This is a genomic window from Pseudomonas sp. SCA2728.1_7 (assembly GCF_018138145.1).
In the GTDB taxonomy this organism is placed as follows: domain Bacteria; phylum Pseudomonadota; class Gammaproteobacteria; order Pseudomonadales; family Pseudomonadaceae; genus Aquipseudomonas; species Aquipseudomonas koreensis_A.
On the sequence record NZ_CP073104.1, the window covers coordinates 4,212,135 to 4,238,583 of the forward strand.

Annotated in this window: 25 protein-coding genes; 10 read left to right on the top strand and 15 right to left on the bottom strand. The window is 59.3% G+C overall.

From position 1 onward, the window contains the following. Positions 1 to 16 precede the first annotated feature (16 nt). Positions 17 to 1,204 (top strand): C17 cyclopropane fatty acid synthase CfaB, encoded by a 1,188-nt coding sequence (gene cfaB, locus KBP52_RS18695; RefSeq protein ID WP_212620735.1) that lies wholly within the window; start codon positions 17 to 19, stop codon positions 1,202 to 1,204. Positions 1,205 to 1,252: 48 nt separating this feature from the next. Here the strand turns inward: cfaB and cls are convergent, their stop codons facing one another. Then, positions 1,253 to 2,692: a cardiolipin synthase gene (gene cls, locus KBP52_RS18700; protein ID WP_212620736.1), complete on the bottom strand. Its 1,440-nt coding sequence runs from the start codon at positions 2,690 to 2,692 to the stop codon at positions 1,253 to 1,255. Positions 2,693 to 2,823: 131 nt separating this feature from the next. Between cls and KBP52_RS18705 the strand changes: the two genes are divergently transcribed. Next, positions 2,824 to 3,342 (top strand): DUF3617 domain-containing protein, encoded by a 519-nt coding sequence (locus KBP52_RS18705; RefSeq protein WP_038359480.1) that lies wholly within the window; start codon positions 2,824 to 2,826, stop codon positions 3,340 to 3,342. Between the two features lie 96 nt (positions 3,343 to 3,438). Here KBP52_RS18705 and KBP52_RS18710 read toward each other — a convergent pair whose 3' ends face one another. Genes KBP52_RS18710 through folE2 form a run of 6 tightly spaced genes read right to left on the bottom strand, consistent with a single transcriptional unit; the run spans position 3,439 to position 8,645 of the window. Then, the gene (locus KBP52_RS18710) at positions 3,439 to 4,770 is read right to left on the bottom strand and encodes a dihydroorotase (protein WP_212620737.1); all 1,332 of its coding nucleotides are present in this window, start codon (positions 4,768 to 4,770) and stop codon (positions 3,439 to 3,441) included. A gap of 3 nt (positions 4,771 to 4,773) precedes the next feature. After that, positions 4,774 to 5,334 (bottom strand): carbonate dehydratase, encoded by a 561-nt coding sequence (locus KBP52_RS18715; RefSeq protein ID WP_212620738.1) that lies wholly within the window; start codon positions 5,332 to 5,334, stop codon positions 4,774 to 4,776. Next, positions 5,331 to 6,206, bottom strand: a complete 876-nt coding sequence (locus tag KBP52_RS18720; RefSeq protein ID WP_212620739.1) for a metal ABC transporter substrate-binding protein — start codon at positions 6,204 to 6,206, stop codon at positions 5,331 to 5,333. The genes KBP52_RS18715 and KBP52_RS18720 overlap by 4 nt, the downstream gene beginning before the upstream one ends. 11 nt (positions 6,207 to 6,217) lie before the next feature. Continuing rightward, positions 6,218 to 7,084, bottom strand: a complete 867-nt coding sequence (locus KBP52_RS18725) for a metal ABC transporter permease (RefSeq protein WP_212620740.1) — start codon at positions 7,082 to 7,084, stop codon at positions 6,218 to 6,220. Continuing rightward, a complete protein-coding gene (locus KBP52_RS18730; protein ID WP_212620741.1) occupies positions 7,084 to 7,752 on the bottom strand; it encodes an ATP-binding cassette domain-containing protein in 669 nt (222 codons plus the stop codon). Before KBP52_RS18730 ends, KBP52_RS18725 begins: the two co-directional genes overlap by 1 nt. Beyond that, on the bottom strand, positions 7,749 to 8,645 hold the full coding sequence (gene folE2, locus KBP52_RS18735) for a GTP cyclohydrolase FolE2 (RefSeq protein WP_212620742.1): 897 nt from the start codon (positions 8,643 to 8,645) through the stop codon (positions 7,749 to 7,751). The genes KBP52_RS18730 and folE2 overlap by 4 nt, the downstream gene beginning before the upstream one ends. 84 nt (positions 8,646 to 8,729) lie before the next feature. Between folE2 and KBP52_RS18740 the strand changes: the two genes are divergently transcribed. After that, positions 8,730 to 9,932: an N-acetylmuramoyl-L-alanine amidase gene (locus tag KBP52_RS18740; protein ID WP_212620743.1), complete on the top strand. Its 1,203-nt coding sequence runs from the start codon at positions 8,730 to 8,732 to the stop codon at positions 9,930 to 9,932. Here KBP52_RS18740 and KBP52_RS18745 read toward each other — a convergent pair. Next, entirely contained in the window at positions 9,929 to 10,306 is a 378-nt protein-coding gene (locus tag KBP52_RS18745) for a glutamine synthetase (RefSeq protein ID WP_123593473.1), read from the bottom strand. The two genes, KBP52_RS18740 and KBP52_RS18745, sit on opposite strands and share 4 nt — an antisense overlap. A 221-nt stretch (positions 10,307 to 10,527) precedes the next feature. Between KBP52_RS18745 and zigA the strand changes: the two genes are divergently transcribed. Together zigA and KBP52_RS18755 are read left to right on the top strand one after the other, a co-directional pair. Further along, positions 10,528 to 11,733 carry a zinc metallochaperone GTPase ZigA gene (gene zigA / locus KBP52_RS18750; RefSeq protein ID WP_212620744.1) on the top strand — a complete coding sequence of 402 codons (1,206 nt, stop codon included), beginning with the start codon at positions 10,528 to 10,530 and terminating at the stop codon, positions 11,731 to 11,733. Next, positions 11,733 to 12,377, top strand: coding sequence for a DUF1826 domain-containing protein (locus KBP52_RS18755; protein WP_077575118.1), 645 nt, complete (start codon positions 11,733 to 11,735; stop codon positions 12,375 to 12,377). Before zigA ends, KBP52_RS18755 begins: the two co-directional genes overlap by 1 nt. A gap of 4 nt (positions 12,378 to 12,381) precedes the next feature. On the opposite strand, the gene KBP52_RS18760 is transcribed toward KBP52_RS18755, so the two are convergent. Next, a complete protein-coding gene (locus KBP52_RS18760; protein ID WP_116028575.1) occupies positions 12,382 to 12,738 on the bottom strand; it encodes an NADH:ubiquinone oxidoreductase in 357 nt (118 codons plus the stop codon). A gap of 29 nt (positions 12,739 to 12,767) precedes the next feature. Here KBP52_RS18760 and KBP52_RS18765 point away from each other — a divergent pair, with 29 nt between their 5' ends. Then, entirely contained in the window at positions 12,768 to 13,733 is a 966-nt protein-coding gene (locus tag KBP52_RS18765) for a CobW-like GTP-binding protein (RefSeq protein ID WP_116028574.1), read from the top strand. Between the two features lie 78 nt (positions 13,734 to 13,811). Here the strand turns inward: KBP52_RS18765 and KBP52_RS18770 are convergent, their stop codons facing one another. Then, positions 13,812 to 14,225 (bottom strand): DUF3301 domain-containing protein, encoded by a 414-nt coding sequence (locus KBP52_RS18770; protein WP_026000521.1) that lies wholly within the window; start codon positions 14,223 to 14,225, stop codon positions 13,812 to 13,814. Positions 14,226 to 14,342: 117 nt separating this feature from the next. Here KBP52_RS18770 and pdxY point away from each other — a divergent pair, with 117 nt between their 5' ends. After that, a complete protein-coding gene (gene pdxY, locus KBP52_RS18775; protein ID WP_116028573.1) occupies positions 14,343 to 15,215 on the top strand; it encodes a pyridoxal kinase PdxY in 873 nt (290 codons plus the stop codon). A gap of 104 nt (positions 15,216 to 15,319) precedes the next feature. On the opposite strand, the gene KBP52_RS18780 is transcribed toward pdxY, so the two are convergent. Beyond that, a complete protein-coding gene (locus tag KBP52_RS18780; RefSeq protein ID WP_003229693.1) occupies positions 15,320 to 15,802 on the bottom strand; it encodes an acyl-CoA thioesterase in 483 nt (160 codons plus the stop codon). A gap of 279 nt (positions 15,803 to 16,081) precedes the next feature. On the opposite strand from KBP52_RS18780, the gene KBP52_RS18785 reads away from it, so the two are divergent. Continuing rightward, positions 16,082 to 17,845 (top strand): cation:proton antiporter, encoded by a 1,764-nt coding sequence (locus KBP52_RS18785; protein WP_212620745.1) that lies wholly within the window; start codon positions 16,082 to 16,084, stop codon positions 17,843 to 17,845. Positions 17,846 to 17,866: 21 nt separating this feature from the next. Here the strand turns inward: KBP52_RS18785 and KBP52_RS18790 are convergent, their stop codons facing one another. The 4 genes from KBP52_RS18790 to uvrD form a co-directional block, all read right to left on the bottom strand. Beyond that, positions 17,867 to 18,274 (bottom strand): SMI1/KNR4 family protein, encoded by a 408-nt coding sequence (locus tag KBP52_RS18790; protein WP_212620746.1) that lies wholly within the window; start codon positions 18,272 to 18,274, stop codon positions 17,867 to 17,869. Between the two features lie 139 nt (positions 18,275 to 18,413). After that, on the bottom strand, positions 18,414 to 19,289 hold the full coding sequence (locus KBP52_RS18795; protein ID WP_212620747.1) for a Tim44 domain-containing protein: 876 nt from the start codon (positions 19,287 to 19,289) through the stop codon (positions 18,414 to 18,416). Positions 19,290 to 19,466: 177 nt separating this feature from the next. Beyond that, positions 19,467 to 19,907, bottom strand: a complete 441-nt coding sequence (locus KBP52_RS18800) for an EamA family transporter (RefSeq protein ID WP_016984014.1) — start codon at positions 19,905 to 19,907, stop codon at positions 19,467 to 19,469. 142 nt (positions 19,908 to 20,049) lie between these two features. Then, a complete protein-coding gene (uvrD, locus tag KBP52_RS18805; protein WP_007912069.1) occupies positions 20,050 to 22,233 on the bottom strand; it encodes a DNA helicase II in 2,184 nt (727 codons plus the stop codon). 257 nt (positions 22,234 to 22,490) lie between these two features. On the opposite strand from uvrD, the gene KBP52_RS18810 reads away from it, so the two are divergent. Next, positions 22,491 to 25,361, top strand: coding sequence for a GGDEF domain-containing phosphodiesterase (locus tag KBP52_RS18810; RefSeq protein ID WP_116028570.1), 2,871 nt, complete (start codon positions 22,491 to 22,493; stop codon positions 25,359 to 25,361). A gap of 127 nt (positions 25,362 to 25,488) precedes the next feature. After that, positions 25,489 to 26,355, top strand: coding sequence for a transcriptional regulator HexR (gene hexR / locus KBP52_RS18815; RefSeq protein ID WP_007912071.1), 867 nt, complete (start codon positions 25,489 to 25,491; stop codon positions 26,353 to 26,355). Positions 26,356 to 26,449: the final 94 nt, after the last annotated feature.

Here is a 26,449-nt window from a genome sequence, read left to right on the forward strand (position 1 = left end):
CAAGGGGGGATTTTCCATGCTCGCGCAACTTCCACCGGCCTTACAGAATCTGCAGCTACCGCTTCGACTGCGGCTCTGGGACGGCCATGAGTTCAATCTTGGGCCAGCGCCCAGCGTCACCATCGTGGTCAAGGACCCGCAGATGGTCAGCCAGTTCACCCATCCAAGCCTTGATGCGCTCGGCGCGGCATTCGTTGAAGGCAAACTTGAACTGGAGGGTTCGATCAGCGAAGTCATCCGGGTCTGCGACGAATTGAGCAATGCCTTGCTCGGTGAAGATGACGACAGTAACCCCGTGCGTTCGGTGCACGACAAGGAAACCGACGCCAAAGCCATCTCCTACCACTACGACCTGTCCAATGCGTTCTACCAGCTTTGGCTGGACAGCGACATGGCGTATTCCTGCGCGTATTTCGAAACCGGCAGCGAAACGCTTGAGCAAGCCCAGCAAGCCAAATTCCGTCATCTGTGCCGCAAGCTGCGCTTGCAGCCAGGCGACTACTTGCTGGATGTCGGTTGCGGCTGGGGTGGGCTGGCGCGGTATGCCGCTCGAGAGTTCGGCGCGAAGGTCTTCGGCATCACTCTGAGCAAGGAACAGCTGGAACTGGCACGCGAGCGGGTCAAAGCCGAAGGCCTCGAAGACCAGATCGAACTGCAGTTGCTCGACTATCGCGATCTGCCCCAGGACGGGCGTTTCGACAAGGTCGTCAGCGTCGGCATGTTCGAACACGTCGGTCACGCCAATCTCGCCGAGTACTGCAAAACCCTGTTCGGCGCGGTGAAGGAGGGCGGTCTGGTGATGAACCATGGCATCACCGCCAAACACACCGATGGCCGACCGGTGGGACGCGGTGCCGGGGATTTCATCGAGAAGTACGTATTCCCCAACGGCGAGTTACCGCACCTGGCGATGATCTCGGCCGAGATCAGCGAAGCCGGCCTGGAGGTTGTTGACGTTGAAAGTCTGCGCCTGCACTACGCGCGTACGCTGGATCACTGGAGCGAACGGCTGGAGGACAATCTCGAAGCCGCTGGCAAATTGGTACCGGATCAGGCGCTGCGCATCTGGCGTTTGTACCTCGCCGGTTGCGCCTATGCGTTCGCGCGTGGCTGGATCAATCTGCACCAGATCCTCGCGGTGAAGGCCCACCCGGATGGCAGCCATGAACTGCCGTGGACTCGCGACGACATCTATAACCCTTAACACTGAATAATCCTCTCTCCCTTGGCCGATGGTCAGGGTGAAGGGTTTTTAGAGAATCGGCGAAATCAGCCGGGCGATCCGCATGCCGACCTGTTGCAGGCGGTGGATCTCCCGGCTTTCTTCTTTGGCAATCTCGTAGGCTTGTTCGAAATCGGCGATAAGCATGCTTTCCACACGGGCGGCGAAGTCGCTGTCGACGGTCAGCAGCATGACTTCGAAATTCAGCCGGAACGAACGATTGTCCAGATTGGCACTGCCAATGGCGCTGATTTCGCTGTCGATCAACACCACTTTCTGATGCAGGAAACCGGGTTCGTAACGGAACACCCGCACGCCGGCGCGCACGGCTTCAAAGGCGTAGAGGCTGGAAGCGGCGTAGACGATGCGGTGATCGGGACGCGACGGCAGCAGCAATCGCACATCGACACCGCGCAACACCGCCAATCTTAACGCTGCGAATACCGCTTCATCGGGGATGAAGTACGGGCTGGTGATCCACACTCTTTCGGTCGCCGCGTGTATCGCTTCGACGAAGAACAGCGAGCAGGTTTCGTAGGCGTCCGCCGGGCCGCTGGCGAGCAATTGGCAGAGCACGCCGTCATCCGGGTATTCGTCGGGCAGGATCAGCGGCGGCAAGGCTCGCGCGGCCCAGAACCAGTCTTCGGCAAAGGATTCCTGCATACACGCGACGACCGGGCCACGTACCTTCACATGGGTATCGCGCCAGGGTGCCAGCGGTGGTTTTTCACCCATGTATTCATCGCCAACGTTGTGCCCGCCGACAAAGCCGACCACGCCATCGACCACGACGATCTTGCGGTGGTTACGGAAGTTGACCTGAAAGCGATTGAGCCAGCCGCTGCGTGTGGCGAAGGCTTTGACCTCAACGCCGCCATCGCGCAATGCCTGCACATAACTGTGGGGCAGGGCGTGGCTGCCGATGCCGTCGTAGAGCAGGTGAATAGACACGCCTCCGGCGGCTTTCCTCAGTAACAGATCGCGCAGGCGCTGGCCGAGCCGATCATCGTGAATGATGAAAAACTGAATCAGCACCGCTTCTTTAGCTTGATCGATAGCCTGGAAGATCGCGTCGAAAGTGGCCGCACCGTTTATCAACAGTTGCACTTGATTGTTCGCCAGGCACGGCATGCGACCGAGTTTGGGCATGGCGCGTAACGAGGCGTAGGCATTCGAGGCGCGCGCAGTCAGTGCCTCTTCCACCCACGGACGCCAGTTCAATTCGGAGATGGCCTGACGCATCTGTTCATTCGCCTGGCGCCGCGCCTTGATGTATCCATCAAAGGTGCTGCGGCCGAACACCAGGTACGGAATAAGCGTGAGGTAGGGAATGAAGATCAGCGACAATGCCCAGGCGATCGAGCCTTGAGCCGTGCGTACGGTGAGCACCGCGTGAATGGCAGCGATCAAGCCGAGGGTGTGTATCAGGGCAATCAGATAACCGAAAATGTGCGGTCCAAAATAATCCATGGGGCAGCCTTGCTCCGGAAGATTCAATGCTTAACAGACCATGTTCTGGCGCGAATGTCGCTATTTAATTGGGGCATGAACCGAAGCAATCGGCCGACGTCTAACGGCCACTACTGATCAGGAGTTTTTCGATGAACGTTCGTCTGCTGGGTTTGGCGCTGGGCCTGGGTTTGGCATTGCCGGTGGTTGCGCAGGCGCAGATGCTGCAGCCGGGGCTGTGGGAAATGACATCGAGCAACGTCAAGGTCGATGACCAGCCGATGGATGTGCAATCGATCCTCGGCCAGCTGCAAGGTCAGATGACCCCGCAACAACGCGCGGCGCTGGAAAAGAACGGGATCAATATCGGCGGCAAGGGTATTCGCGCGTGTCTGACGCCGCAGCAAGTGGCGACCAACGATATTCCGTTGGCCGACCCGCAATCGGGTTGCAAACAGCAGATTACCGATCGCACGGGCAACCAGTGGAAATTCCGTTTCAGTTGCCCGAAAGCGCAGGGCACCGGGGTGGCGACGTTCCTCAGTGATCGTGAGTTCACCACCGTGGCCAACGGCACGTTCAACGCGATCGGGATCAATCAGAAGGGCAGTCTCGAGACCCGCGCGGTTTGGCTGGGCCAGGACTGTGGCGCTGTGAAACCAAGAGCCTAAAAGCTTCGCGAGCAGGCTCGCTCCCACTTTGTGATGCAGTCTGATGTGGGAGCGACGGTGCGACGATTCGACCTGCTCGCGAAAGCTTCTTTGGATTCAGCGCATAAACCTCAGCGCCAACCCGCGACATCCCTCGTTCACTCGACCCTCCCGCCAGGCAATCTGCCCCGAGACAATCGTCGCATTCACCCGATGCCGAAAGCTGCGCCCGGCAAACGGTGTCCATCCGCACTGCGACAGAATCGGTTGCCGATCGACCTCCAGCGTTTGCCGTTCAACCAGCACCAGATCCGCCCAATACCCTTCACGTAAATACCCCCGATCCGGAATCGCAAACAGATCCGCGACGCGATGGCTGGTCTTCGCCACCAAGGTCGTGATCGACAAAATTCCATCCGCAACCAGCTCCATTAACGCTGGCAACGCATGTTGTACCAGCGGTAATCCAGAAGGCGCCTGCGTGTAAGGCCGTTGCTTTTCTTCCCAGGTATGCGGCGCGTGGTCACTGCCGATCACGTCCAGTAGATTGCTGTTCAGGGCCGCGCGCAACGCATCGCGATCGGCCTGGGTCTTGATCGCCGGGTTGCACTTGATCAAGTTCCCAAGGCTTGGGTAGTCGCGATCATCGAACAGCAAATGATGCAGACAGACTTCAGCGGTGATGCGTTTCTGCGCCTGCGGTTTGTCTTCAAACAACGCCAGTTCACGCGCCGTAGTCAGGTGCAAAACGTGCAGGCGCGTGCCGTGACGTTGCGCCAGCTCCACCGCCAGTGAAGAGGATCGATAACATGCCTCGGCATTGCGGATTAGCGGGTGAGCAGCGGGTGGTATTCGCTCACCGAACAGCTCACGCAGATTGGCCGCGTTGGCGTCGATGCTCGGCGTGTGTTCGCAGTGGGCCAACAGGATCGTTGGCACCTCGGCGAACAGTCGCTCAAGAATTTGCGGATCATCCACCAGCATGTTGCCGGTGGACGCGCCCATGAACACTTTCACCCCAGCCACTTCGCAGGGATTGAGCGCGGCGACCGTATCGAGGTTGTCGCGGCTCACGCCAAAGTGAAAGCCGTAATTGGCCACCGAGTTGATCGCCGCCCGCCGTTTTTTATCCGTCAGTGCTTCGAGGGTGAGGGTGGCCGGATTTGTGTTGGGCATGTCCATGAAACTGGTGATGCCACCCGCGACCGCCGCTCGCGACTCGGTGGAAAAGCTGCCCTTGGCCGGCGCCCCCGGTTCACGAAAATGCACCTGGTCATCGATCATTCCCGGCAACAGCCATTGGCCATTCGCGTCGATTTCCACCTTGGCGTTTTCGCCTTCGATGCTGCGGGCAATCTTGACGATGCGCCCGTTGCTGACCAACAGATCGCCGTCGAACTCGCGTCCTTCATTGACCAGCCTTGCGTTGCGAATCAGCACGCTGCTCATGGTTCAGAACTCGTTCTGCAAGGCTTTGTAGCCGCGCACCAGATCGACATTGGTGCGCGCCACATCTTCGGAAAACTCCGAAGCGCTGACACTCACCGGTGGAAATTGCGAGAGGTCGGTATTCGGGCCGATGCGAGTCGTGGAGGGTACATAGAACGCGTCCGGTAAATCGCGGCCGTCGACCACCGAGTTGTGCCGCACCACGCAGCCATTGCCGACGACGCAGTTGAACAACACGCTGTTGAAACCGATGAACACGCGGTCGCCAACGACGCAGGGGCCGTGAACGATCGAGCGGTGGGCGATGGACGTGAGCTCGCCGATGGTCACTGCTGCGCCGGATTTGGAATGGATGACCACGCCGTCCTGGATATTCGAATTGGCGCCGATGGTGATTGGCTCCATCTCTCCAGACGCGTCCACTTCATCGGCACGGATGACCGCATAAGGGCCGACGAAAACGTTCTCGCCGATGACCACCTTGCCGCAGATGATCGCGGTTTTATCGACATAGGCCGACTCGGCAATCTGTGGCAAATCACCTGAAGGATTCTTGCGGATCATGGTTGGCTCAGCGCGTTGTAGAGGGTATTGAGGTTGTATTCGAACAGCCCGGTGAAGGTGCTGGCGGGCCCGCTGGCGGCGAGCGCGTCGGAGTAGAGCGTGCCACCAATGTGCGCGCCGCTTTCGTCGGCGATCTGTTTGAGCAGGCGCGCGTCTTTGATGTTTTCCATGAACACCGCTTTGACGTGGGCTTGGCGAATCTGGGTAATCAGCGCAGCGACTTCGGCGGCCGAGGGTTCGCGTTCGGTGGAGAGGCCTTGCGGTGCCATGAAGTCGATGCCGTACGCCTGGCCGAGGTAACCGAAGGCATCGTGGCTGGTAACGATTTTGCGGTTGCCCGGAGGCAGTGCCCCGAGTTTGGCTTTGGCCTCGGCGAGCAGGGCGTAGATCTGCTTCAGGTAGGTTTTGCTGTTGCGTTCGTAGTCGGCTTTGTTTGCAGGATCCGCAGCGACCAGTGCCTTGGTGATATTGGCGATATACAACTCGGCGTTCGCCAGATTATGCCAAGCGTGCGGGTCGGGAACAGTTTCGCCGTCCTCATCCAGTGAGCGCGGAATCACGCCGTGGCTGGCACTGATGACCGTGGCTTTGGTCTCGGTGCTGGTGACCAGACGATCCAGCCACGGCTCGAAACCGAGGCCGTTTTTGATGATCAATTTTGCGCCAAGCAATGCTTTGGCATCGTCCGGTGTCGGTTCGTAAGTGTGTGCATCGGCGTCCGGGCCGACCATGTTGGTGATCTGGATATGCTCGCCGCCGACCTGATGCACCATGTCGGCGAGGATGCTGAAGCTGGTGACCACCGGTAGTTTTTCCGCCGCTGACAAGGACATCGACAGCATCAGGCTGAGCAACACGAGTAGAGCGCGCATCGGGAAACACCTCATTGGGATGTGAGCAAAGGCGGGCGGCGCAACAAACCGTGAACCGGCCCGAACACCACGGACAGCAGATAGCCGACACCGGCGACCAACACGATGGCCGGGCCGCTGGGCAGCGAGTAGTAGAACGACAGCAGCAAGCCGAACCACACCGAGAGGCAACCGATGACCGCCGCGATGGCCATCAGGATCGGCAGACGGCGGCTCCAGAATCGCGAAGCGGCGGCGGGAAGCATCATCAGTCCAACCACCATCAGTGCGCCGATGGCCTGGAAACCGATCACCAGATTGAGCACCACCAGCGTCAGAAAGACGCCGTGAGCGAGTGGACCGAGGCGGCTGACGGTTCTCAGGAACAGTGGGTCGAGGGTGTCGAGCAACAGCGGTTTGTAGATCAGCGCCATAGCGATCAGGCTGAAGCCCGAGACCCATAACATGCCGTTGAGGGTCGGCCCGTCGACGGCCAGTGCTGAGCCGAACAGCAGGTGCAACAGATCGAGGCGTTTGCCGGCGATGCCGAGAATCAGTACGCCGCTGGCGAGGGAAATGGGATAGATCGCGGCGAGGCTGGCGTCTTCGCGTAGACCCGTTCGGCGGGTGATCCACGCCGCGAGTCCGGCCATGCTCAGACCCGCGCCGAGGCCGCCGAGTGTGAGTGCAGGCAGACTCAGTCCGGCAAACCAGAATCCTAATGCGGCGCCAGGAAGGATGCCGTGGGCAACAGCGTCACCGATCAGGCTCATCCGTCGCAGAATCAAAAACACGCCGAGCGGCGCAGTGCTGCACGCTAATACCAAGCCGCCGAGCAGGGCGCGGCGCATGAATACAAATTCGTTGAACGGCTGCCAGAAATGGGCGACGGCGAGCATCAGGCCACCTGCGTGTGAGGGGTTTGCCGGATCAATTCGTTACTGGCTCCGAACACGCATTCGCGGTTTTTGATCAGCAAGGTTTGCGGGATGTGCTGGCGTACGGCGGCGAGGTCGTGGCACACGACGACCAGTGTTCGACCTTCGCGATGCCAGGTATGGATGTGCTGCCAGAGCAGTTGTTGGCCGAGCTCATCGAGTGCGGCGTGGGGTTCGTCGAGCAACAACACTGGAGCGTCGGTCAGACTCAGTCGGGCGAGGAGGGCACGTTGCAGTTCTCCACCGGACAGGGCCATGAGTGGACGCTCCCCGAGTCCGCTGAGGTGCCAGTTTTCCAGTGCGTCTTTCAGACGTTGTGCGCGCAATCGTGTTGAAAGCCGTCGGCCCCAGAAACCGGCGCAGATCAGCTCTTCCAGGCTGATGGGGAATTGTCGGTCGAGATGCTGTTGCTGGGGCAGGAATGACAACCCGCTTTGGCGTGGAACACTGAGGGCAACGTTACCTGCCAAAGGTTTCTGCAATCCGGCGATGACTTTCAGCAGGCTGCTCTTGCCACAGCCATTGGCACCGATGATCGCGGTCAGGCTGCCGCTGTCGAACTCAAGACTCAGCGGACTCGTCAGTGGTTGACCGGGTGCGCCCCAACTCAGCGATTGGCAGCGGATCATGCTTGTTCACGCTGCCAGTGGCTTTCGGCGACGGCGTCGTGGGCGTGCAGGCTTTCGGCGTGAATGACCCGCAGGTTAAATGCGCTGACTCCTGGGGTGCGACGCAATGCCAGATTCAGACGGCGCGCGGCATCTTCACAGAACATCAGGTTCTGGCCGTTGGCGAGGGCGAAGGCTTGTTCGTCCGCGCGCTTTACTGCGGTTTGTACAGCGGTGCCGAGGGCCGCCTCGGCGTCATTGATGATCACACTCAGCGGCAATTCATCGATGAATTCGTCGAGGTGCAGATGCAATTGCGCAGTGCTGCGTTGGCTGTGAGGTGTGGCGACGATGCCTTGGGTCGAGCCTAACCATGCCAAAACGTCTGCGTGCTGCAGGCCTTTGTTGGCGAAGTCGTCGATAAATTGTTGCTGGATCAACTGCCGCGCCAATGCCGCTGAGCAAGGGCAGGTCGAAGAGTAGGGCAGGTCAATTTTGAGTTCCACGTGGAACATTTGATTTTTCAGGCTTGCCGAAATAGTCGTCGGATAGGATTTCCAGCCGGCCAATGGGCTGATCAGCGCGGGGCGTTTCAGCAGTAAGTCGCAGTGAATATTCACGTACGCACAGTTGGATAACCCTTGGTGGCTTTCTAGAAAGCGCTTGAGTACCTCGTGCAGGAGGGCGGGTGTCAGGCGTTCCTGTTCGAGTATCTCCAGGGCCAAATACAGCCGCGACATATGAATGCCGCGCGCCTCGCCATCATCAAGGCTCACTCCAGCGTCAGCCTTGGCATTCAGGCGTTGGCCTTCCAACAAAACGGGTAATGCGATGCCCTGCATGCCCACCCATTCGAGTGGCAAAGCTTGGCGAGCGGTCTGCGCGGCGATATCCGGGAGTGAAAGCGAATTCATGTTCGGGACCATCATGATGATTCAATTTGATGTTACATTATAACAATTCAAATCACGATGTCTTTTTCATGAACAGGTTTTCATATGCACAGACGTCAAGTGCTCAATCTGATTTTGGCCAGCGCCGCTTTTGCTTTGCCCTTCAGCGTGTCTGCTGCGCAAATTCGTCAGGCACGACTTTGGCGATCTGAGGACAAAGTGCGGTTAGTGTTCGATTTGAGTGGGCCGGTCAGCTACAAGACCTTCACGCTCAGTGCGCCTGAACGACTCATCATTGATGTGAGTGGGGCAAGCTTGGGTGGGGATTTCAGCCAGTTGGCGCTGAATGACACGGTGATACGCGCGATCAGATCCGGGCCATTCGGTCAGGGCGATGCACGTATTGTTCTGGATCTGAACAGTCCGGTATTACTGAACAGCTTTCTTTTGGCGCCGCAAGACGGACAAAGTCATCGCTTGGTATTGGACTTGGTCAGCGCAAAACCGATTCAAATAGCCGCAAAGGTTCCACGTGAAACACCGCAGATCAGCGCTCATCCGAAGCGCGACATCATCGTAGTCGTCGATCCAGGACATGGCGGAAAGGATCCCGGCGCGGTCGGCGCCAAGGGCGAACGGGAAAAAGATGTAGTGCTTTCCATCGCGCAGATGCTGGCTAAGCGTCTGAAAAAAGAGAAAGGCTTCGACGTAAAACTGGTACGCAATGACGACTTTTTCGTTCCATTGCGCAAGCGCGTGGCGATCGCCCGTCAGCACAAAGCTGACATTTTTATCTCAGTGCATGCCGATGCAGCGCCGCGTCTGACGGCTTCTGGCGCATCGGTGTATTGCCTTTCTGAGGGTGGCGCAACGTCGGCGACTGCGCGCTTCATGGCGCAGCGGGAGAACAGCGCCGACCTGCTCGGCGCAACGAGTCTGCTCAACTTGAAAGATAAGGATCCGATGCTCGCTGGGGTGATTGTCGACATGTCGATGAATGCAACGATTGCCGCCAGTTTGCAGCTTGGCAGTACGGTGCTGGGCAGCCTTGCCGACATTACGACTCTGCACCAGAAGCGCGTGGAACAGGCTGGATTCGCAGTGCTGAAATCGCCGGACGTGCCTTCAATCCTGGTGGAAACCGGCTTTATTTCCAATGCGCGGGACAGCCAGCGATTGGTCACCGCTCGACATCAGCAAGCCGTGGCAGACGGTTTGTTCAAAGGATTGCAGCGCTACTTTGAAAAGAATCCCCCCGTCGACAGTTACCTGGCCTGGCAGCAGGCGCAGCGAGAGGCTCAGGTTTAACAGCCGGTAATCCGGCTGCAGGTGAATTTCGCGCTGCTACCACCCGAGCTGGAGAACCGATTGATCGTCGTCCAGCCGACACGTCGTGTGTAGCCCACCCAGGCTTCGCCGTCAGAAGCGATGCCGGTGAAGAACGTCAGTTGGCCGAAACGACTATTGGTTTGCGCCCAATAACGCTGGCCGGCCTTTTCAAACCCACGCAGATAAAGCGTGTTGCCGACGGTGTTGACGCTATAGGCGTTGCCGTCGGCATCGACGCAGGCCAACAGATTTGCGCTGCGTGTGCAGGTCGCAAGCGCCGCCACCTGAGCCGATGAATTGCCAATCATCAACAATCCAAGGCTCAACAACGAGCATTTCAGCGCAGTTTTCATTACGAATTCCGGAGTGCTATTGGCTCAGCTTCCTGCGGTTTATCGCTCAAGACAAGAGCAGGGCTGGTTTATTTGTGTTGTTATACTATAACATAAAAGTTAACCGAGCCTGGGCAGGCCGATTTCAAGCGTTTACGTTCAGCGAAGCCCTTCGCATGAAGCACAAAAACGCCAAGCGCCAGCAAAGCGCTAATCGGCTGCCATTTAAAGAGGATTATCCAATGTCAGACGAGTTGCCCGTTACCGTACTTTCAGGATTTCTTGGCGCTGGAAAAAGTACACTTTTGAATTACGTACTACGTAATCGAAAGGGTTTGCGGGTAGCCGTCATCGTCAATGATATGAGCGAGATCAATATCGATGGCAGCGAAGTCCAGCGTGATGTCAGCCTTAACCGTGCAGAAGAAAAAATCGTCGAAATGAGCAACGGCTGTATCTGCTGTACGTTACGCGAAGACTTGCTTGAAGAAGTCAGCAAGCTCGCCCGGGAAGGGCGCTTCGATTATTTGCTGATCGAATCCACCGGCATCTCCGAACCGCTGCCGGTCGCAGAAACCTTCACTTTCCGCGATGAACACGGCCAAAGCCTCTCGGACATCGCCCGTCTCGACACCATGGTCACTGTAGTCGACGGTGTGAATTTCCTGCCGGACTACCAGGCGGCAGAAAGCCTCGCCTCCCGTGGCGAGATTCTCGGCGAAGAAGACGAACGCTCGATCACCGATCTGTTGATTGAGCAAATCGAATTCGCCGACGTGCTGTTGATCAGCAAGATCGACCTGATCAGCCAGCACGAGCGCGAAGAGTTGATTGCCATCCTCAAACGCCTCAACGCCCAGGCTGAAATCATTCCAATGGTGATGGGCGAAGTGCCGCTGGAGAAGATCCTCAATACCGGTCATTTCGATTTCGACAGAGCCGCGCAAGCGCCGGGTTGGCTGCAAGAGCTGCGCGGTGAACACGTGCCGGAAACCGACGAGTACGGCATCGCTTCAACTGCCTACCGCGCGCGCCGCCCGTTTCATCCGCAACGCTTCTTCAACTTCATTGATCGTCCGTGGTTGAACGGCAAGTTGCTGCGCTCCAAAGGCTTCTTCTGGCTCGCGAGCAAACCCACCGATGCCGGTAGCTGGTCGCAGGCCGGCGGTTTGATGCGTCACGGTTTTGCCGGGCGCTGGTGGCGCTTCGTGCCGAAGGATCAGTGGCCACAAGATCAGGAAAGCACCGCAGCCATCATGGAAAACTGGACGCCAAGCGTTGGCGACTGTCGCCAGGAATTGGTGTTCATTGGTCAGAACATCGATTTCCTGCAGCTTTCTGCCGAACTCGATGCCTGCCTGCTCACCGATGAAGAAATGGCCCATGGCGTAGAGGGCTGGCGATTGCTGGCGGATCCGTTCGGCCCTTGGCACGAAGAGGCCGCCTGATGCTTGCACTCAAACTGCTGCAAAACCGTACCCGCCATCAACATCAAGGTCCGACGCCGAAAGCACTGGCGCGGATTCTGGAGGACGACACCAACCTCGCTGTCTGGCAGCGCCAACTGCCTTTGCACATCAGCGATTTTGCCCAGTTACTTCTGTCGCTCAACGAGCCTTTGGCGGAGTCGTTGTGTCTGGAGTTGCCGGATGAGGACGCGGAACCTGATCTTGCCGGTCTTGCTCTGGGTTTCCGCGATCTGGAGGGTTACGAAGGCTTTATCGCCGACCTGAAATGGTTAGTCAGCGCCTTCGCCTGCTTGCTCGGTGCGCGGCGCATCGGCCTGCGCCTGCGGGTGCTGGATAAAGCCATGTGCCCGCGTTTCCATGTCGATCACGTGCCGGTGCGACTGATCACCACGTACGCCGGCGTCGGCAGTCAATGGCTCAAGGAAGGCGCGATGGATCGCAGTCAATTGGGGCAGGCCAACGCCGAACCCCAAGCGCAAATACAGCAACTCAAGAGCGGCGACGTCGCCTTACTGAAAGGCGAGAAATGGCACGGCAATGAAGGCTTCGGCTTGATCCATCGCTCGCCGCAACCGGCCGCAGGCGAGCGTCGTCTGATACTGACCCTCGACTGGCTCGGTTGACGCCTCAGGGCTTGAACCAAGAACCCTGGCTTTGGCTTTCGCAGTACGGCTTCAGATACGCGGCATCGGTGGCGACGCCGTAATAGTGGATATCCTGGCGATAAGGCATATTGGCGACTTGTGCGTTGCTGCACACGCCAAACGCGCCGCTTGGGCATTGATCGACGTATTGCACTTCGACGTTCTGTCCGGCCAGGGTTGGCTGGCAGAAACCGTCATTGAACAGTTTTTCCGGAATGTTGCGGTTCTGCTGACAGACTTTGACGTCGAGCCGCTCGCCCTGACTGTGCACCACGCAGGCCTGAGCCCACGCTTCACTCGACAGCAGCGTCAACAGCAACGACCATCCCATCCAACGCATCTTTGAATCTCCCAAGAAAGCTTCCGGCCATGTTGCAGAACATTCCTACCCATGTCATTGCTGGCCCTTTGGGCGCCGGCAAGACCAGCCTGATTCGCCAGCTCATGGCCCAGCGTCCCGAAGGCGAGCGCTGGGCGGTGCTGATCAACGAGTTCGGCCAGATCGGCCTTGATGCCGCATTGCTGACGAGTGACGCCGATGGTATCGCACTGGGCGAAGTGGCCGGTGGCTGCCTGTGCTGTGTCAATGGCGCGCCGTTTCAGATTGGCCTCGGGCGTTTGTTGCGCAAGGCGAAGCCGGATCGGCTGTTCATCGAACCGTCCGGGCTGGGGCATCCAGCACAGTTGCTCAAACAATTGAATGAGGCGCCGTGGTTGGGTGTACTGGCGGTGCAGCCGTGTGTGCTGGTGCTGGATGCTCAGGCGCTTGAAGGGGGGAGAGCCTTGCCGGCAGCGCAACAGGAAGCCTTGGCAACCGCTGGCCTGCTGTTGTTGAACAAGGCTGAAAACCTTGATGACAGGGCCAGGGAAAAAATCGCCAGGCAGTTGCCGGCAGTGCCGTTGATCTGGACTCGAGAGGCGCAATTGAGCTTGAGCGAACTGCCGGGCCTGGCCGCGAAAGCGCTCAATGGTGTGGATAATCTGGCCGTACCCAACGGATCAGGACAAATGCCGGCCGTCTGGACTGATCCGACGCTGCCGATTTGCCTGAGTCAGGCGCAGGAGGGAGGCTGGAGCATTGGCTGGCGTTGGCATCCGGGGCAGACGTTCGACAAGCGGCGCATCGCTGACTGGCTCGCCCGCCTCAATTGGCAGCGGGCGAAACTGGTTATCCACAGCTCGGAGGGTTGGGTGTCTGCGAATGCTTTGGATAATGCCGAGTTGATTTGGCAGGTCAGTGAGTGGCGAAAGGATTCGCGGATTGAGCTGATCTTCGTCGATCCGCAAAACATTGAAAAGCTGCAGCAGGGTTTGTCGGGGTGTCGGGAAAGTTAGATCAAAAGATCGCAGCCTTCGGCAGCTCCTACATGCGATTCCCTGTAGGAGTTGCCGAAGGCTGCGATCTTTTGATCTTTAAGGCTTCCACTTGGTGTGTTCCTGGCGCCACTGGCTCAACTCGATGACTTCGGCGCGCGGCTTGTGCACCTCAACCACCGGTGGCGTGTCGTCGAACGGTGCCGGGTAGGGCGCCAGTTCGATCTGCGCACTGTGCGCGCCAAACTGGGTGATGGTGCCGTTATGGCGGGTTTCGCCGGTCACGGTGAACTCGAAGTTGTACACCCGCGCCAGTCGTCGGCGACCGTTGGCGTCCTTGATGAACCCGATCTTCTTCAGGGCAACGTTGCCGTCGAGCAACTCGACCCGCACGTTCAGACAATGCTGTTTGACCCGCTCCAGAGCGCGTTCGCGCAAGCCGTGGTTGTGCCATAGCCAGGCGCCGGCAGCGGCGAACAGTATCAGCACGAAGATGTTTTCCAGGGTCAGCATCAACATCGAACTCCAAAAGATAGCGTCAGCTTAACTGCGTCGTCGGCCTGTCGTACAGGCTGCGTTTCGTCGCATACTGCGCGGCTTGAATTTCAATCGTTTTACGGAATGACCCGAATGAAACGTACGCCTCATCTGCTCGCCATTCAGTCCCACGTGGTGTTCGGCCACGCCGGCAACAGCGCCGCGGTTTTTCCGATGCAGCGGGTCGGGGTCAATGTCTGGCCGCTCAACACCGTGCAGTTTTCCAACCACACCCAGTACGGCCAATGGGCCGGCGAAGTGCTGGCGCCGCAGCAGATTCCCGAGCTGGTCGAAGGCATCGCCGCGATTGGCGAGCTGGGCAACTGCGATGCGGTGCTGTCCGGATACCTCGGCAGCGCGGCGCAGGGCCGGGCGATTCTCAGCGGTGTCGAACGCATCAAGTCGGTCAATCCGAAGGCGCTGTATCTGTGTGACCCGGTGATGGGCCATCCGGAGAAGGGCTGCAGCGTGCCGACCGAAGTCAGCGATTTCCTCCTGGAGGAGGCGGCCGCCGTGGCGGACATCATGTGCCCGAACCAGTTGGAGCTGGACAGCTTTTCCGGGCGCAAGCCGCAGTCGTTGTTCGATTGCCTGGCGATGGCGCGTGCGCTGCTGACGCGCGGGCCGAAAGCGGTGCTGGTCAAGCATCTGGATTATCCGGGCAAACCGGCGGATGGCTTCGAGATGTTGCTGGTGACGGCCGAAGGTAGCTGGCATCTGCGTCGTCCACTGCTGGCGTTTCCCCGTCAGCCGGTGGGTGTGGGCGATCTGACATCCGGCCTGTTCCTGGCGCGGGTGCTGTTGGGTGACAGCCTGGTAGCCGCGTTCGAATTCACCGCAGCGGCGGTGCATGAGGTGCTGCTGGAGACTCAGGCCTGTGCCAGTTATGAGCTGCAACTGGTGCGAGCGCAGGATCGGATTGCGCATCCGCGGGTGAAGTTCGAGGCTACTGCAATCAGTCTTTAAGACCGCGCTGCCCCCATTCGCGAGCAGGCTCGCTCCTACAGGGAAACGCGTTCCAATGTAGGAGTGAGCCTGCTCGCGATAGCGATTTCTTAACGCTAAAAATCTCAGGCGTCGCCCTTGATCTCCTGATAGCGCTTCTCCAGCTCCTGGCGAATCTGCCGACGCTGCTGCGCCTGCATATAACGACGCTTGTCTTCACTGTTCTGCGGTTGCAGCGGCGGCACGGCGGCCGGTTTGCGCTGATCATCCACCGCGACCATGGTGAAGAAGCAGCTGTTGGTGTGGCGCACCGAGCGTTCGCGGATGTTCTCGGTGACGACTTTGATGCCGACTTCCATCGAGGTGTTGCCGGTGTAGTTGACCGAGGCGAGGAAGGTCACTAGTTCGCCGACATGAATCGGCTCGCGGAAAATCACCTGATCTACCGACAGGGTCACCACGTAGCGGCCGGCATAGCGGCTCGCGCAGGCATAAGCCACTTCGTCGAGGTATTTGAGCAGGGTGCCGCCGTGGACATTGCCAGAGAAGTTGGCCATGTCGGGGGTCATCAGTACCGTCATCGACAGCTGGGCGTTTCCGGGTTCCATAACGTTCTCACGGATCAAGGCTGGTTGCTGGAAGCACCTCTGCGGGTGCCTGGTCGCTTTTCAAAAGTACCGTTATCGGGACGCCGGGCGACTGGCCGCCGTCACGCCGGAATCGATCTGTTTCCATATATTGCACCGCCTTCCAGGCGGAAGTCGCGGTGTTACCCTGCAAAAGCCCGCCTCAAGGGCAATTCCCACACCCAAAGCGGATTTTTACCTAGCTCGCCCAGACTTTTCTGACGTCTGCCCGCGAGCCTTGTCATTCAAGGAGCCCACGCCATGCATGCCATCAGTTTTATTCAGGACCTGGCAGTGATCATGTTGGTCGCAGGCGTGGTGACCGTGTTGTTCCACCGTTTCAAGCAACCGGTTGTGCTCGGCTATATCGTCGCCGGCTTCATCATTGGCCCGCACACGCCGCCGTTCGGCCTGATCCACGACGAAGAAACCATCAAGACCCTCGCCGAACTCGGGGTAATTTTCCTGATGTTCTGCCTCGGCCTCGAGTTCAGCCTGCGCAAGCTGTTCAAGGTCGGCGCCACGGCGTTTATTGCGGCGTTCCTCGAAATCGTCCTGATGATCTGGATCGGCTACGAAATCGGCCGCTGGTTCGAATGGAACACCATGGACTCGCTGTTCCTCGGCGCGATTCTGGCGATCTCCTCGACCACCATCATCGTCAAGGCGCTCAATGACCTGAAGATGAAGAACGAGCGCTTTGCGCAGTTGATCTTCGGCGTGCTGATCGTCGAAGACATCCTCGGCATCGGCATCATTGCACTGCTATCCAGTATCGCCGTCAGCGGTACGGTCAGCTCCGGCGAAGTGTTTTCCACGGTCGGCAAGCTGTCGCTGTTCATGATCGTCGCGCTGGTCATTGGCATTCTGTTGGTGCCGCGCCTGCTGGCTTATGTGGCCAAATTCGAAAGCAACGAAATGCTCCTGATCACCGTGCTGGGCCTGTGTTTCGGCTTCTGTCTGCTGGTGGTCAAGCTTGAGTACAGCATGGTGCTCGGCGCCTTCCTGATCGGCGCGATCATGGCCGAGTCGCGGCAATTGCTGAAGATCGAGCGGCTGATCGAGCCGGTTCGCGACCTGTTCAGTGCGATTTTCTTTGTCGCCATCGGCCTGATGCTCGACCCGCTGATTCTGCTCGAATACGCGTGGCCGATTGCGGTGATCACCGTAGCCGTTGTGCTCGGCAAAATGTTGTCCTGCGGCCTCGGGGCGTTTATCGCCGGCAATGACGGACGTACCTCACTGCGCGTCGGGATGGGGCTGTCACAGATTGGCGAATTTTCCTTCATCATCGCCGCGCTGGGGATGACCTTGCAGGTCACCAGCAACTTCCTTTACCCGGTTGCTGTGGCGGTGTCGGTGATTACCACGCTGCTGACGCCTTATCTGATTCGTGCGGCGGATCCGCTGTCGATCAAACTGTCTGGCGCTGTGCCCAAGCCTCTGGGGCGTGTGTTGGGCATGTACGGTGAATGGCTGCGCAGTATCCAGCCGCAAGGCGAGAGCGCGATGCTGGCGTCGATCATCCGCAAGATCTTGCTCCAGGTCGGGGTCAATCTGGCGTTGGTGATTGCGATCTTCTTTAGCGGGGCATTCTTCGCTGAACGCCTCTCGGCCTGGCTGCAGGACTGGATCAGCGATCCGAGCTGGCAGAAGGCGCTGATCTGGGGCGGGGCGTTGCTGGTCTCGCTGCCGTTTTTGATTGCGGCGTATCGCAAGCTCAAGGCGTTGTCGATGCTGCTGGCGGAGATGGGCGTCAAGCCAGAGATGGCCGGGCGTCACACGCAGCGAGTGCGTCGGGTGATCTCCGAAGTGATCCCGATCCTCTCGCTGCTGGTGATTTTCCTACTGTTGGCAGCCTTGTCGGCCAGTATCTTGCCGACCAACAAGTTGCTGGTACTGATCGCCGTGGTCGCGGCCGCCGTGGCGGCGCTGCTCTGGCGCTGGTTCATCCGCGTGCACACGCGGATGCAGGTGGCGCTGCTGGAAACCCTCGACAACCACAAAGAGTCGTCGGGGCATTGACCTGGCGGGGCGGCTGGCCGATCAGCTTTCCAGCCAGACGTCCCGCGCCCAGTGCCACACCGATTCCCAGGTTTCCTCGGCAATCAACTCTTCTTCGGCCTGCCACAGCACCACAGTTCCGTCTTCTTCGACACAGTAGTAGTCGTCGCCGTCCTGGCAGATCGGGATCAGCCCGCGATCTACACCGACATCCCAAGCGTTGGCGGCAACATCCGGCAAGTAGGTGTGGGATTGTGGGTCGGTGACGGTCACCGGCTCAAGGCTGCCGTACACCACATCGCTGACGGTCAGCAAAAACTCTCTGAAGACAAACGGAATGTCGATGAACAGCTGTTCTTCGATTTCGACCAGCAGATCTTCGTCAGGCAACTCCAAAGGAACCGGCACGGGTTCGTTGGCTTCACGCAGTTGTTCGATGATTTCTTCCACGTCCGGGATCCTCTTGCTTGAATGGCGCGGTTTATATGGGCCGGTTTATACAGTAGCTCGCTATAGATGCAACCGTGAAATAGAAAACCCCAGCCGAGGCTGGGGGTTTTTATTACCGCAAGTGAAGCATGGGGAGGGATCAGCCGTTCTGGCGGATACCGGCAACCAGCCAAGGCTGGTTCTCGCCCTGCGGACGTTCCATGTTCCAGCTTTCGCTGAACACTTCGCCCTGGTCGAAGCGCGAGGACTTCGACACACCGCTGAAGGTCAGGGTGGCGATGGTCTTGTCGGCACGATCATCCACACCATCCAGTTGCACCTGGAGGTTGTCGATGTAGGTCGACTGGAACGCGTCGCCCAGATCCGCACGCTCACGCTTGAGAAACTCGAGCATTTGCGGGGTCACGAACTCGGCGATCTTGTCCATTTCGTTGGCATCCCAGTGCTGCTGCAGCGACTGGAAGTGGCTGCGTGCAGCTTCAAGGAAGCTCTGCTCGTTGAACCAGGCCGGCGCGTTGATCACCGGACGGGCGGCAGCAGGTGCAGCCGAACCACCGAAGATCGAACCCATGGCAGCAGGCTTCTGCTCGAACACTTCACGCTGCATCGGTGCGCCGGCCGGAGCGAACTGCTCCTGCTGCTTGCGTCGACGCGCGGCGATGAAGCGGAAGATCACGAACGCGATGACGGCCATGATCAGGATGTCGAAGATCTGCATGCCCTGGAAGCCGCCGCCCATGAACATGGAAGCGAGCAGGCCACCGGCGGCGATACCGGCCAGAGGGCCGAGCCATTTCGAAGCACCGCCGGCCTTGGCCGCAGCGCCAGCGGCACCGGCAGCACCTGCGGTCGCAGCAGCGCCGCCGACACCTGGAGAAGAAGGAGCCATCTGGCTGGTCTGGTGCGTCGGCGCAGCGCCGGCGCTTTTGCCACCACCAAAGCGCTTGGCGTTGGCGTCGAGGCTCATCGTCAGGCCGATGCACAACGCCATGGCGATGCTAAGAAAACGTTTCATAAAGGGAATTCCCGTTTGTGGAGACACGCGCGCCATGTTGCACAGCTGAAGTGTTACTGGCTAGCGAGAGAGTGTTTCGGGCTTTTGCCTGACAGGTTACGTTCAGCTCGGTCGGGGCAATAAGGCCATGTACTTTTGGCTGTAGGAAACGGGGACAGGTTCAGTGGGAAAACGTGCTTAGCGACGAAACGCCAGCATCACCACACCGGCCGTGATCAGGCCGATACCTCCCCATTGGCGCAGGTCAAGTTTCTCACCCAGCAGGATCACGCCAAGCACCGCCACCAGCACTACGCTGAGTTTGTCCACCGGTGCGACCAGCGAGGCCGGGCCGACTTTCAACGCGCGGAAGTAGCACAGCCACGACGCGCCGGTGCCCAGGCCGGACAACAGCAGGAACAGGTAGCTCTTGGCGGATATTGATCCTAATGACTGATATTGGCCCGTTGCGTACAAAATCAAGGCCAGGCTGACCAGTACCACGATCGTGCGCAATAGAGTGGCGAAGTCGGAATTGACGTTTTCGATGCCGACTTTGGCGAAGATCGCCGTCAATGCGGCGAAAGTGGCCGAGAGCAGGGCCCAGAATGTCCAGGAAGAGAAGAAGCCTGAGCCCATGGAAATGTCCTTGTTCGATTATCCACCGCCAAACCCTGTGGGAGCGAGCCTGCTCGCGAACGCCGCACCGCGGTCTATCAGATCAACCGCGGTGATTTCATTCGCGAGCAGGCTCGCTCCCACAAAAACAGCAAAATCGGGGTCAGATCGCTTCCAGCTTGGCGTAGCCGAGCATCAGCCACTTGCTGCCTTCGCTGAAGTTCACCTGCACCCTTGCCTGCGCGCCGGCACCCTCGAAGTTGAGGATCACGCCGTCACCAAAGATCGAATGGCGTACCGCCTGACCGAGGCTGAAACCCGTTTCCGGAATTTCGCTACCGCTGAACAGGTTGCTGCCGCTCATCGACTGGTTGCCGCCAAATGGTCGGCTGACGCTATTCGACAGACGCACTTCCTGGATCAGACCTTTCGGCACTTCACGTACGAAACGCGAGACCTTGTTGTAGGTCTCGCTGCCGTACAGGCGTCGGGTTTCAGCATAGGTCATCACCAGATTCTGCATCGCCCGGGTGATACCGACATAGGCCAGACGCCGCTCTTCCTCAAGACGCCCCGGTTCTTCCAGGCTCATCTTGTGCGGGAACAGGCCTTCTTCCATGCCCACGAGGAACACGTAAGGGAATTCCAGGCCTTTGGCGCTGTGCAGGGTCATCAACTGAATGCTGTCTTCGTGTTCGTCGGCCTGAGTGTCGCCGGCTTCCAGCGAAGCGTGGCCGAGGAATGCCGCCAGGGGCGTCAACTCTTCGTCTTCTTCGGTGTTTTCGAAGTTGCGCGCGGCGCTGACCAGTTCCTCAAGGTTTTCTACCCGAGCCTGGCCTTTCTCGCCTTTTTCCGCTTCGTGATAAGCGATCAGCCCGGACTGCTCGATGACGGTTTGCGTCATCAAGTGCAGCGGCATTTCCATGCACTTGGCAGCGAGATTCTCGATCAGCTCGATAAATGCACCCAGCGCACCGGCCGCGCGACCGGTCAGGCCTTTATTGGCGACCAGTTGGCGCATCGCTTCCCACATCGATACATCGCTGTGGCGCGCGTGATCGCGGATGGCCTCGACGGTTTTCTCGCCGATGCCACGGGCCGGCACGTTGATTACGCGTTCCAGCGCCGCATCGTTGCCGCGACCTTCGAGCAAACGCAGGTAGGCCATGGCGTTCTTGATTTCCGCACGCTCGAAGAAGCGCTGACCACCATAGATGCGGTACGGAATGCGCTCACGCAGCAAAGCTTCTTCCAAAACGCGTGATTGAGCGTTGGAGCGATAGAGAATCGCGATATCGCTACGGGCCAGGCCGGTTTTCAGCGCGCTTTCGATGGTTTCGACAACGTAGCGTGCTTCGTCGTGTTCGTTGAACGCGGCGTACAGATTGATTGCTTCGCCGTCACCGCCGTCGGTCCATAGCTCTTTGCCCAGACGCCCGGTGTTGTTGGCGATCAGGGCGTTGGCAGCCTTGAGGATGCCGGCGGTGGAGCGGTAGTTCTGCTCCAGACGAATGGTTACCGAATCCGCGAAGTCGGAGGAGTACTGATGAATGTTTTCGATCTTCGCGCCACGCCAGCCGTAAATCGACTGGTCGTCGTCGCCGACCACCATCAGGCTGTCGCCACCCTTGCCGAGCAGGCGCAACCAGGCGTACTGCACGGCGTTGGTGTCCTGGAATTCGTCCACCAGAATATGGCGGAAGCGCTTCTGGTAGTGCGCCAGCAGGCCCGGGTGATCGCGCCACAGGTCGAGGGCACGCAGCAGCAGTTCGGAGAAATCGATGACGCCGGCACGCTGGCACGCCGCCTCGTAGGCCTCGTAGATGCCGCGCATGGTCGCCAGGTACAAATCACCGCTGGCCTGAATGTGCTGCGGGCGCAGGCCTTCGTCTTTCTGGCCGTTGATGAACCACTGCGCCTGACGGGCTGGCCAGCGCTGCTCGTCGAGACCGAGCTCGCGGATCACCCGCTTGACCAGCCGTTGCTGGTCGTCGCTGTCGAGAATCTGGAAAGTCTGGCTCAGGCCCGCTTCCTGCCAGTGCGCCCGCAGCAAGCGGTGCGCCAGGCCGTGGAAGGTGCCGACCCACATGCCCGCCGGGTTGATCCCCAGCAACTGCTCGATGCGATGACGCATCTCGGCAGCAGCCTTGTTGGTGAAGGTCACCGACAGGATGGAGTGGGGCGAGGCGTTTTCGACCTGGATCAACCAGGCGATACGGTGCACCAGCACTCGGGTTTTACCGGAGCCAGCACCGGCCAGGACCAACTGACGGCCAACGGGGGCTGCTACGGCCTGGCGTTGGGCATCGTTGAGGGAGTTCAGCAGAAGGGAGAGATCATCGCGCATCGGGGCATTCTAGGGTGCGCCGCAGGCCCGGGCAAACCGAGCTTTGCATTAGCCGATGAAACTCCAGTCGAAGACGACCGGTCGGTCACTGGCTACAGGCATCGGCCCGCCGCGCTCCAAGGGTTTCGCGGGTGGCAAAGGACGGAAAAGTTTCGCTGAAATTATGATCTGGGGCAGTTTGGCAACGGGATCGGCTTGTGTATGCTCCGTCCACGTTTCGGGCGCACGCCCTCCTTATAAGAACAAGAACGTTGCCCATGACCCTCAGCGCCGAACTGTCGGGCCCCTCCGTGGAACCCCGGGTTATCCGCAAGCACTATGCCGTCGAAATGGCGGTCGAGCGCACGCGCCTGCTGTATCAGGGCTCGTTATTGCCCACCCTGTTCATGTTGATCAATGGTCTGGTCTGCGCCGCTTTGCTCTGGAGCCCGCAGCGCTATTTCGTGGTCAGCGTCTGGCTGGTGTGGTTGCTGTCGCTGGTGGCGTTGCGGGTGATTCAGGTTGCAGCGTTCGACTCGGCAATCCCTGATCGTCAGGCGCAACCGATCTGGCGGCGGATGTTTCTGCTCGGCTCGACCATGACCGGGTTGACCCTGGCCGGCGCCGGCATCGCCCTGGTGCCCGCCGACAACTTCATGCAACAAGCCTGGGTGTTCGGCCTGATTGGCGCCGCGACTCTGTCGGCGAGCGTCGCCTACGCGGTGAGCCTGCCGGCATTTCTGTCGTTTACCTTGCCCTGCCTATTGCCGGCGATCGGTTATCTGTTCTGGGGCGGCGATGAGCAGGCGCGAGGTTGGGGCTGGCTCGGGTTGATCTTGCTCGGCTCGCTGAGTGTGGTCGCGTGGCAGGTCAATCGCCTGATCGATCGCGGCTTGCTGCGGCGCTTCCAGAATCAGCACTTGATCGAACACCTGCAGCAGACGCAGTCGCGCAGCGAACAGCTCAATCAGGAACTGGCCAGGGAAATCGATCATCGCCGCTGCGCCGAGGGCAAGCTACGCGAAGCCCAGGTCGAACTCGAAGACCGCGTTGCCCAGCGCAGCCGAGAACTCGACGCCGCCAATCAGGCTTTGAGCAAAAGCGAAGCACGCCTGGCGCTGGCGTTGAAGGCCAGTGAGTTGGGCCTGTGGGACTGGAACTTGCAAACCGACGAAGTCCACCACACGCAGATTCAGGAACTGTTCGGCCTCGCTCCGGAATACGTCACGGCGCTGTTGCGCGACCTCAAACCGCGCCTGCATCCCGACGATGTGCCGACGCTGAAATACGCGTTGATCGAGCATTTGAAGGGGCGCACCGAGGACTATCAGATCGAATACCGCGTGCGTCACAGCGATGGCCATTGGGTCTGGATCGAAGACCGTGGCCGCGCAGTAGAACGCAGCGACAGCGGGCGAGTCATCCGCATGGTCGGCACCCGCCGCGACATCAGTGCCAGCAAAAGCCTCGAAGAACAGCAACGCCTGGCGGCGACGGTGTTTGAGGCGGCCAGTGAGGGCATCGTCATTCTCGATCCGAACTACGCGCTGATCGCAATCAATCAGGCGTTCAGCCGGGTCACCGGTTACGACATCGAGGACATGCTCGGGCGCAACGTCGTCGAGCTGCCATGCAGCCGCGACGCCCGCCGTCATTACGTGGCGATCCGTCATGCATTGGAGCAACACGGCAGTTGGCAGGGCGAACTGGTGGAAACGCGCAAGAACGGCGAACTGTATCCGCAGTGGCTGCAGCTGAATGCAGTGCGTGATGGTCGGGGAAATGTCAGCCATATCGTCGGTTTCTTCGCCGATCTGTCGGCGCGACGCGAATCCGAAGAGCGCATGCGTTACCTGACCCATTACGACGAACTCACCGGTCTGGCCAACCGCTCGCTGTTCCGCGAGCGCTTGCACGAAGCGCATCAGCGCTCGCGTCAGGGCCGACGCAGTCTGGCGTTGCTGCACATCAATCTGGATCGCTTCAAACTGCTCAACGACAGCCTTGGCCATGAGATTGCCGACCAGCTGTTGCAGAAAATGGCGCGCCGGCTGGTCAACGCCTTGCCGGAAGCCGACACCATCGCCCGATTGTCTGGTGATGAGTTTGCGGTGCTGTTCGACGCCTATGGCAACCTGTCGAGCCTGGCTCGGGTCGCCACGCGATTGTCGACCAAGCTGCGCTTGCCGTTGACGGTTGATGGTCATGAGCTGGTGGTCAGCGCCTCGATGGGCATCAGCATGCTGCCGGACAACGCCCGGGAGATTTCTGCGCTGGTCAGCCAGTCGAACATGGCCATGCAACACGCCAAGCACCTGGGCGGTAACAATTTCCAGTTCTACACCGACAGCCTTCAGGCCAGCACCCTTGAGCGCTTGCAGCTGGAAAATCAGTTGCGCAAAGCCATCGAGGAAAAGCAGCTGAAGGTGTTTTATCAGCCGAAGCTGTGCCTGCAAACTGGACGGCTGAATGCGGCGGAAGCGCTGGTGCGCTGGGATCACCCGACCATGGGGCGAGTGCCGCCGGGGGATTTCATCGGGCTGGCCGAGGAAACCGGCCTGATCGGGCCAATCGGCGAATTCGTCTTGCGTCAGGCATGCTGGCAGGCCTGCGAGTGGCAGCGTCAGGGGCTTGAGCCGATCCGCGTTTCGGTGAACCTGTCGGTGCATCAGTTGCGTCAGGGCAAGCTGGTCAGTCTGGTGCGCCAGGTGCTGGAGGAAACCGGTCTGGCACCGCACTACCTCGAACTGGAACTGACCGAAAGCCAGTTGCTCGACAGCGTCGAACACATCATCGCGACCTTCCAGCAACTGCGCGATCTGGGGGTGAAACTGGCGATCGATGATTTCGGCACCGGCTATTCGTCGCTGAGTTACCTCAAGCGTATTCCGGTGGATTACGTAAAGATCGATCAGGCATTCATTCGCGGCTTGGGTGAGGGCAGTGAAGATGCGGCGATCACTCGGGCGATCATTGCCATGGCCCATGGGCTGTCGCTGAAAGTCGTGGCCGAAGGCGTCGAGCGCCAGGATCAGCTGGAGTTTTTACGTGCCGAGCGTTGCGATGAAGTGCAGGGGTATCTGATCAGCCGGCCCGTGGAGGCTGACAGTCTGGCGGGGCTTTTGCGTGAACAGGAAAAACCGTTTTAAGGGCTACATGCGCTTCATCGCGCCTGATATGGGGACATCGAGTTACGCATTGAGCAGGCAAAAAGCCAATTCATGTAGTATAACTACAAGCGTGCTACATCCTTGCCCATAAGAAGAGTCCAGCCCCTTGAATCTGCTGCAACACATCGCCCAGTCACGTCACCTGTTACGCAAGTCGGAGCTCAAGGTCGCCGACCACGTGCTGCTTGACCCTGCGGCGGTGATGCACAGTTCCATGGCCGACCTGGCCCACAGCGTCGGCATCAGCGAGCCGACCATCGTGCGCTTCTGTCGCGCCATCGGTTGTTCCGGTTTTCAGGATCTCAAACTCAAACTGGCGCAAAGCCTCGCGGCCGGTGCCAGCTTCGGCCAGTTTGCGATCCATGAAGACGACTCGGTCGCCGATTACAGCCTGAAGATTTTCGACACCACGTTGCACACGCTGATGGAGGTTCGCGAGAAACTCGATCCGGTTGAGTTGCAGCGCGCGGTGACACTGATGTCGCAAGCGCAGCGCGTCGAGTTTTACGGTTTCGGCGCGTCGGGCGCGGTGGCGGCGGATGCGCAGCACAAGTTCTTCCGTTTGCTGCTGACTGCAGCGGCGTATTCCGATCCGCACATGCAGGCGATGTCGGCGGTGACGTTGAAACCGACCGATGTGGCGATCTGCATTTCGCAGTCCGGGCGTTCCAAGGATCTGCTGATCACCGCCAATCTGGTGCGTGAGAGCGGCGCTTCACTGATTACCCTATGCCCGAGCCAGACGCCGCTGGCCGAATTGTCGACGGTCAATCTGGCGATCGATGTGCATGAAGACACCGAAATCTATACGCCGCTGACCTCGCGCATTGCGCACCTGGTGGTAATCGATGTGTTGGCGATGGGCGTGGCCATGGCGCGCGGGCCGAGCCTGGTCAACCACCTCAAGAGCGTGAAGCGCAGTCTGCGTAGTCTGCGCTTGTCGCCAAAAGCCGCCAAAGCGCTGGATGACTGAAGCCATCCAAGGTCGTTCCGACCTCATTCGCGAGCAGGCTCGCTCCCACAGGGGATCTTCGGGGTACACAAATTCTGTGTCATATCGAGATCAA

Excerpts from the sequence above, each read along its gene's own strand:
- cfaB (WP_212620735.1), top strand. The coding sequence starts at position 17 with ATGCTCGCGCAACTTCCACCGGCCTTACAGAATCTGCAGCTACCGCTT.
- cls (WP_212620736.1), bottom strand. The coding sequence starts at position 2,692 with ATGGATTATTTTGGACCGCACATTTTCGGTTATCTGATTGCCCTGATA.
- KBP52_RS18705 (WP_038359480.1), top strand. The coding sequence starts at position 2,824 with ATGAACGTTCGTCTGCTGGGTTTGGCGCTGGGCCTGGGTTTGGCATTG.
- KBP52_RS18710 (WP_212620737.1), bottom strand. The coding sequence starts at position 4,770 with ATGAGCAGCGTGCTGATTCGCAACGCAAGGCTGGTCAATGAAGGACGC.
- KBP52_RS18715 (WP_212620738.1), bottom strand. The coding sequence starts at position 5,334 with ATGATCCGCAAGAATCCTTCAGGTGATTTGCCACAGATTGCCGAGTCG.
- KBP52_RS18720 (WP_212620739.1), bottom strand. The coding sequence starts at position 6,206 with ATGCGCGCTCTACTCGTGTTGCTCAGCCTGATGCTGTCGATGTCCTTG.
- KBP52_RS18725 (WP_212620740.1), bottom strand. The coding sequence starts at position 7,084 with ATGCTCGCCGTCGCCCATTTCTGGCAGCCGTTCAACGAATTTGTATTC.
- KBP52_RS18730 (WP_212620741.1), bottom strand. The coding sequence starts at position 7,752 with ATGATCCGCTGCCAATCGCTGAGTTGGGGCGCACCCGGTCAACCACTG.
- folE2 (WP_212620742.1), bottom strand. The coding sequence starts at position 8,645 with ATGAATTCGCTTTCACTCCCGGATATCGCCGCGCAGACCGCTCGCCAA.
- KBP52_RS18740 (WP_212620743.1), top strand. The coding sequence starts at position 8,730 with ATGCACAGACGTCAAGTGCTCAATCTGATTTTGGCCAGCGCCGCTTTT.
- KBP52_RS18745 (WP_123593473.1), bottom strand. The coding sequence starts at position 10,306 with ATGAAAACTGCGCTGAAATGCTCGTTGTTGAGCCTTGGATTGTTGATG.
- zigA (WP_212620744.1), top strand. The coding sequence starts at position 10,528 with ATGTCAGACGAGTTGCCCGTTACCGTACTTTCAGGATTTCTTGGCGCT.
- KBP52_RS18755 (WP_077575118.1), top strand. The coding sequence starts at position 11,733 with ATGCTTGCACTCAAACTGCTGCAAAACCGTACCCGCCATCAACATCAA.
- KBP52_RS18760 (WP_116028575.1), bottom strand. The coding sequence starts at position 12,738 with ATGCGTTGGATGGGATGGTCGTTGCTGTTGACGCTGCTGTCGAGTGAA.
- KBP52_RS18765 (WP_116028574.1), top strand. The coding sequence starts at position 12,768 with ATGTTGCAGAACATTCCTACCCATGTCATTGCTGGCCCTTTGGGCGCC.
- KBP52_RS18770 (WP_026000521.1), bottom strand. The coding sequence starts at position 14,225 with ATGCTGACCCTGGAAAACATCTTCGTGCTGATACTGTTCGCCGCTGCC.
- pdxY (WP_116028573.1), top strand. The coding sequence starts at position 14,343 with ATGAAACGTACGCCTCATCTGCTCGCCATTCAGTCCCACGTGGTGTTC.
- KBP52_RS18780 (WP_003229693.1), bottom strand. The coding sequence starts at position 15,802 with ATGGAACCCGGAAACGCCCAGCTGTCGATGACGGTACTGATGACCCCC.
- KBP52_RS18785 (WP_212620745.1), top strand. The coding sequence starts at position 16,082 with ATGCATGCCATCAGTTTTATTCAGGACCTGGCAGTGATCATGTTGGTC.
- KBP52_RS18795 (WP_212620747.1), bottom strand. The coding sequence starts at position 19,289 with ATGAAACGTTTTCTTAGCATCGCCATGGCGTTGTGCATCGGCCTGACG.
- KBP52_RS18800 (WP_016984014.1), bottom strand. The coding sequence starts at position 19,907 with ATGGGCTCAGGCTTCTTCTCTTCCTGGACATTCTGGGCCCTGCTCTCG.
- uvrD (WP_007912069.1), bottom strand. The coding sequence starts at position 22,233 with ATGCGCGATGATCTCTCCCTTCTGCTGAACTCCCTCAACGATGCCCAA.
- KBP52_RS18810 (WP_116028570.1), top strand. The coding sequence starts at position 22,491 with ATGACCCTCAGCGCCGAACTGTCGGGCCCCTCCGTGGAACCCCGGGTT.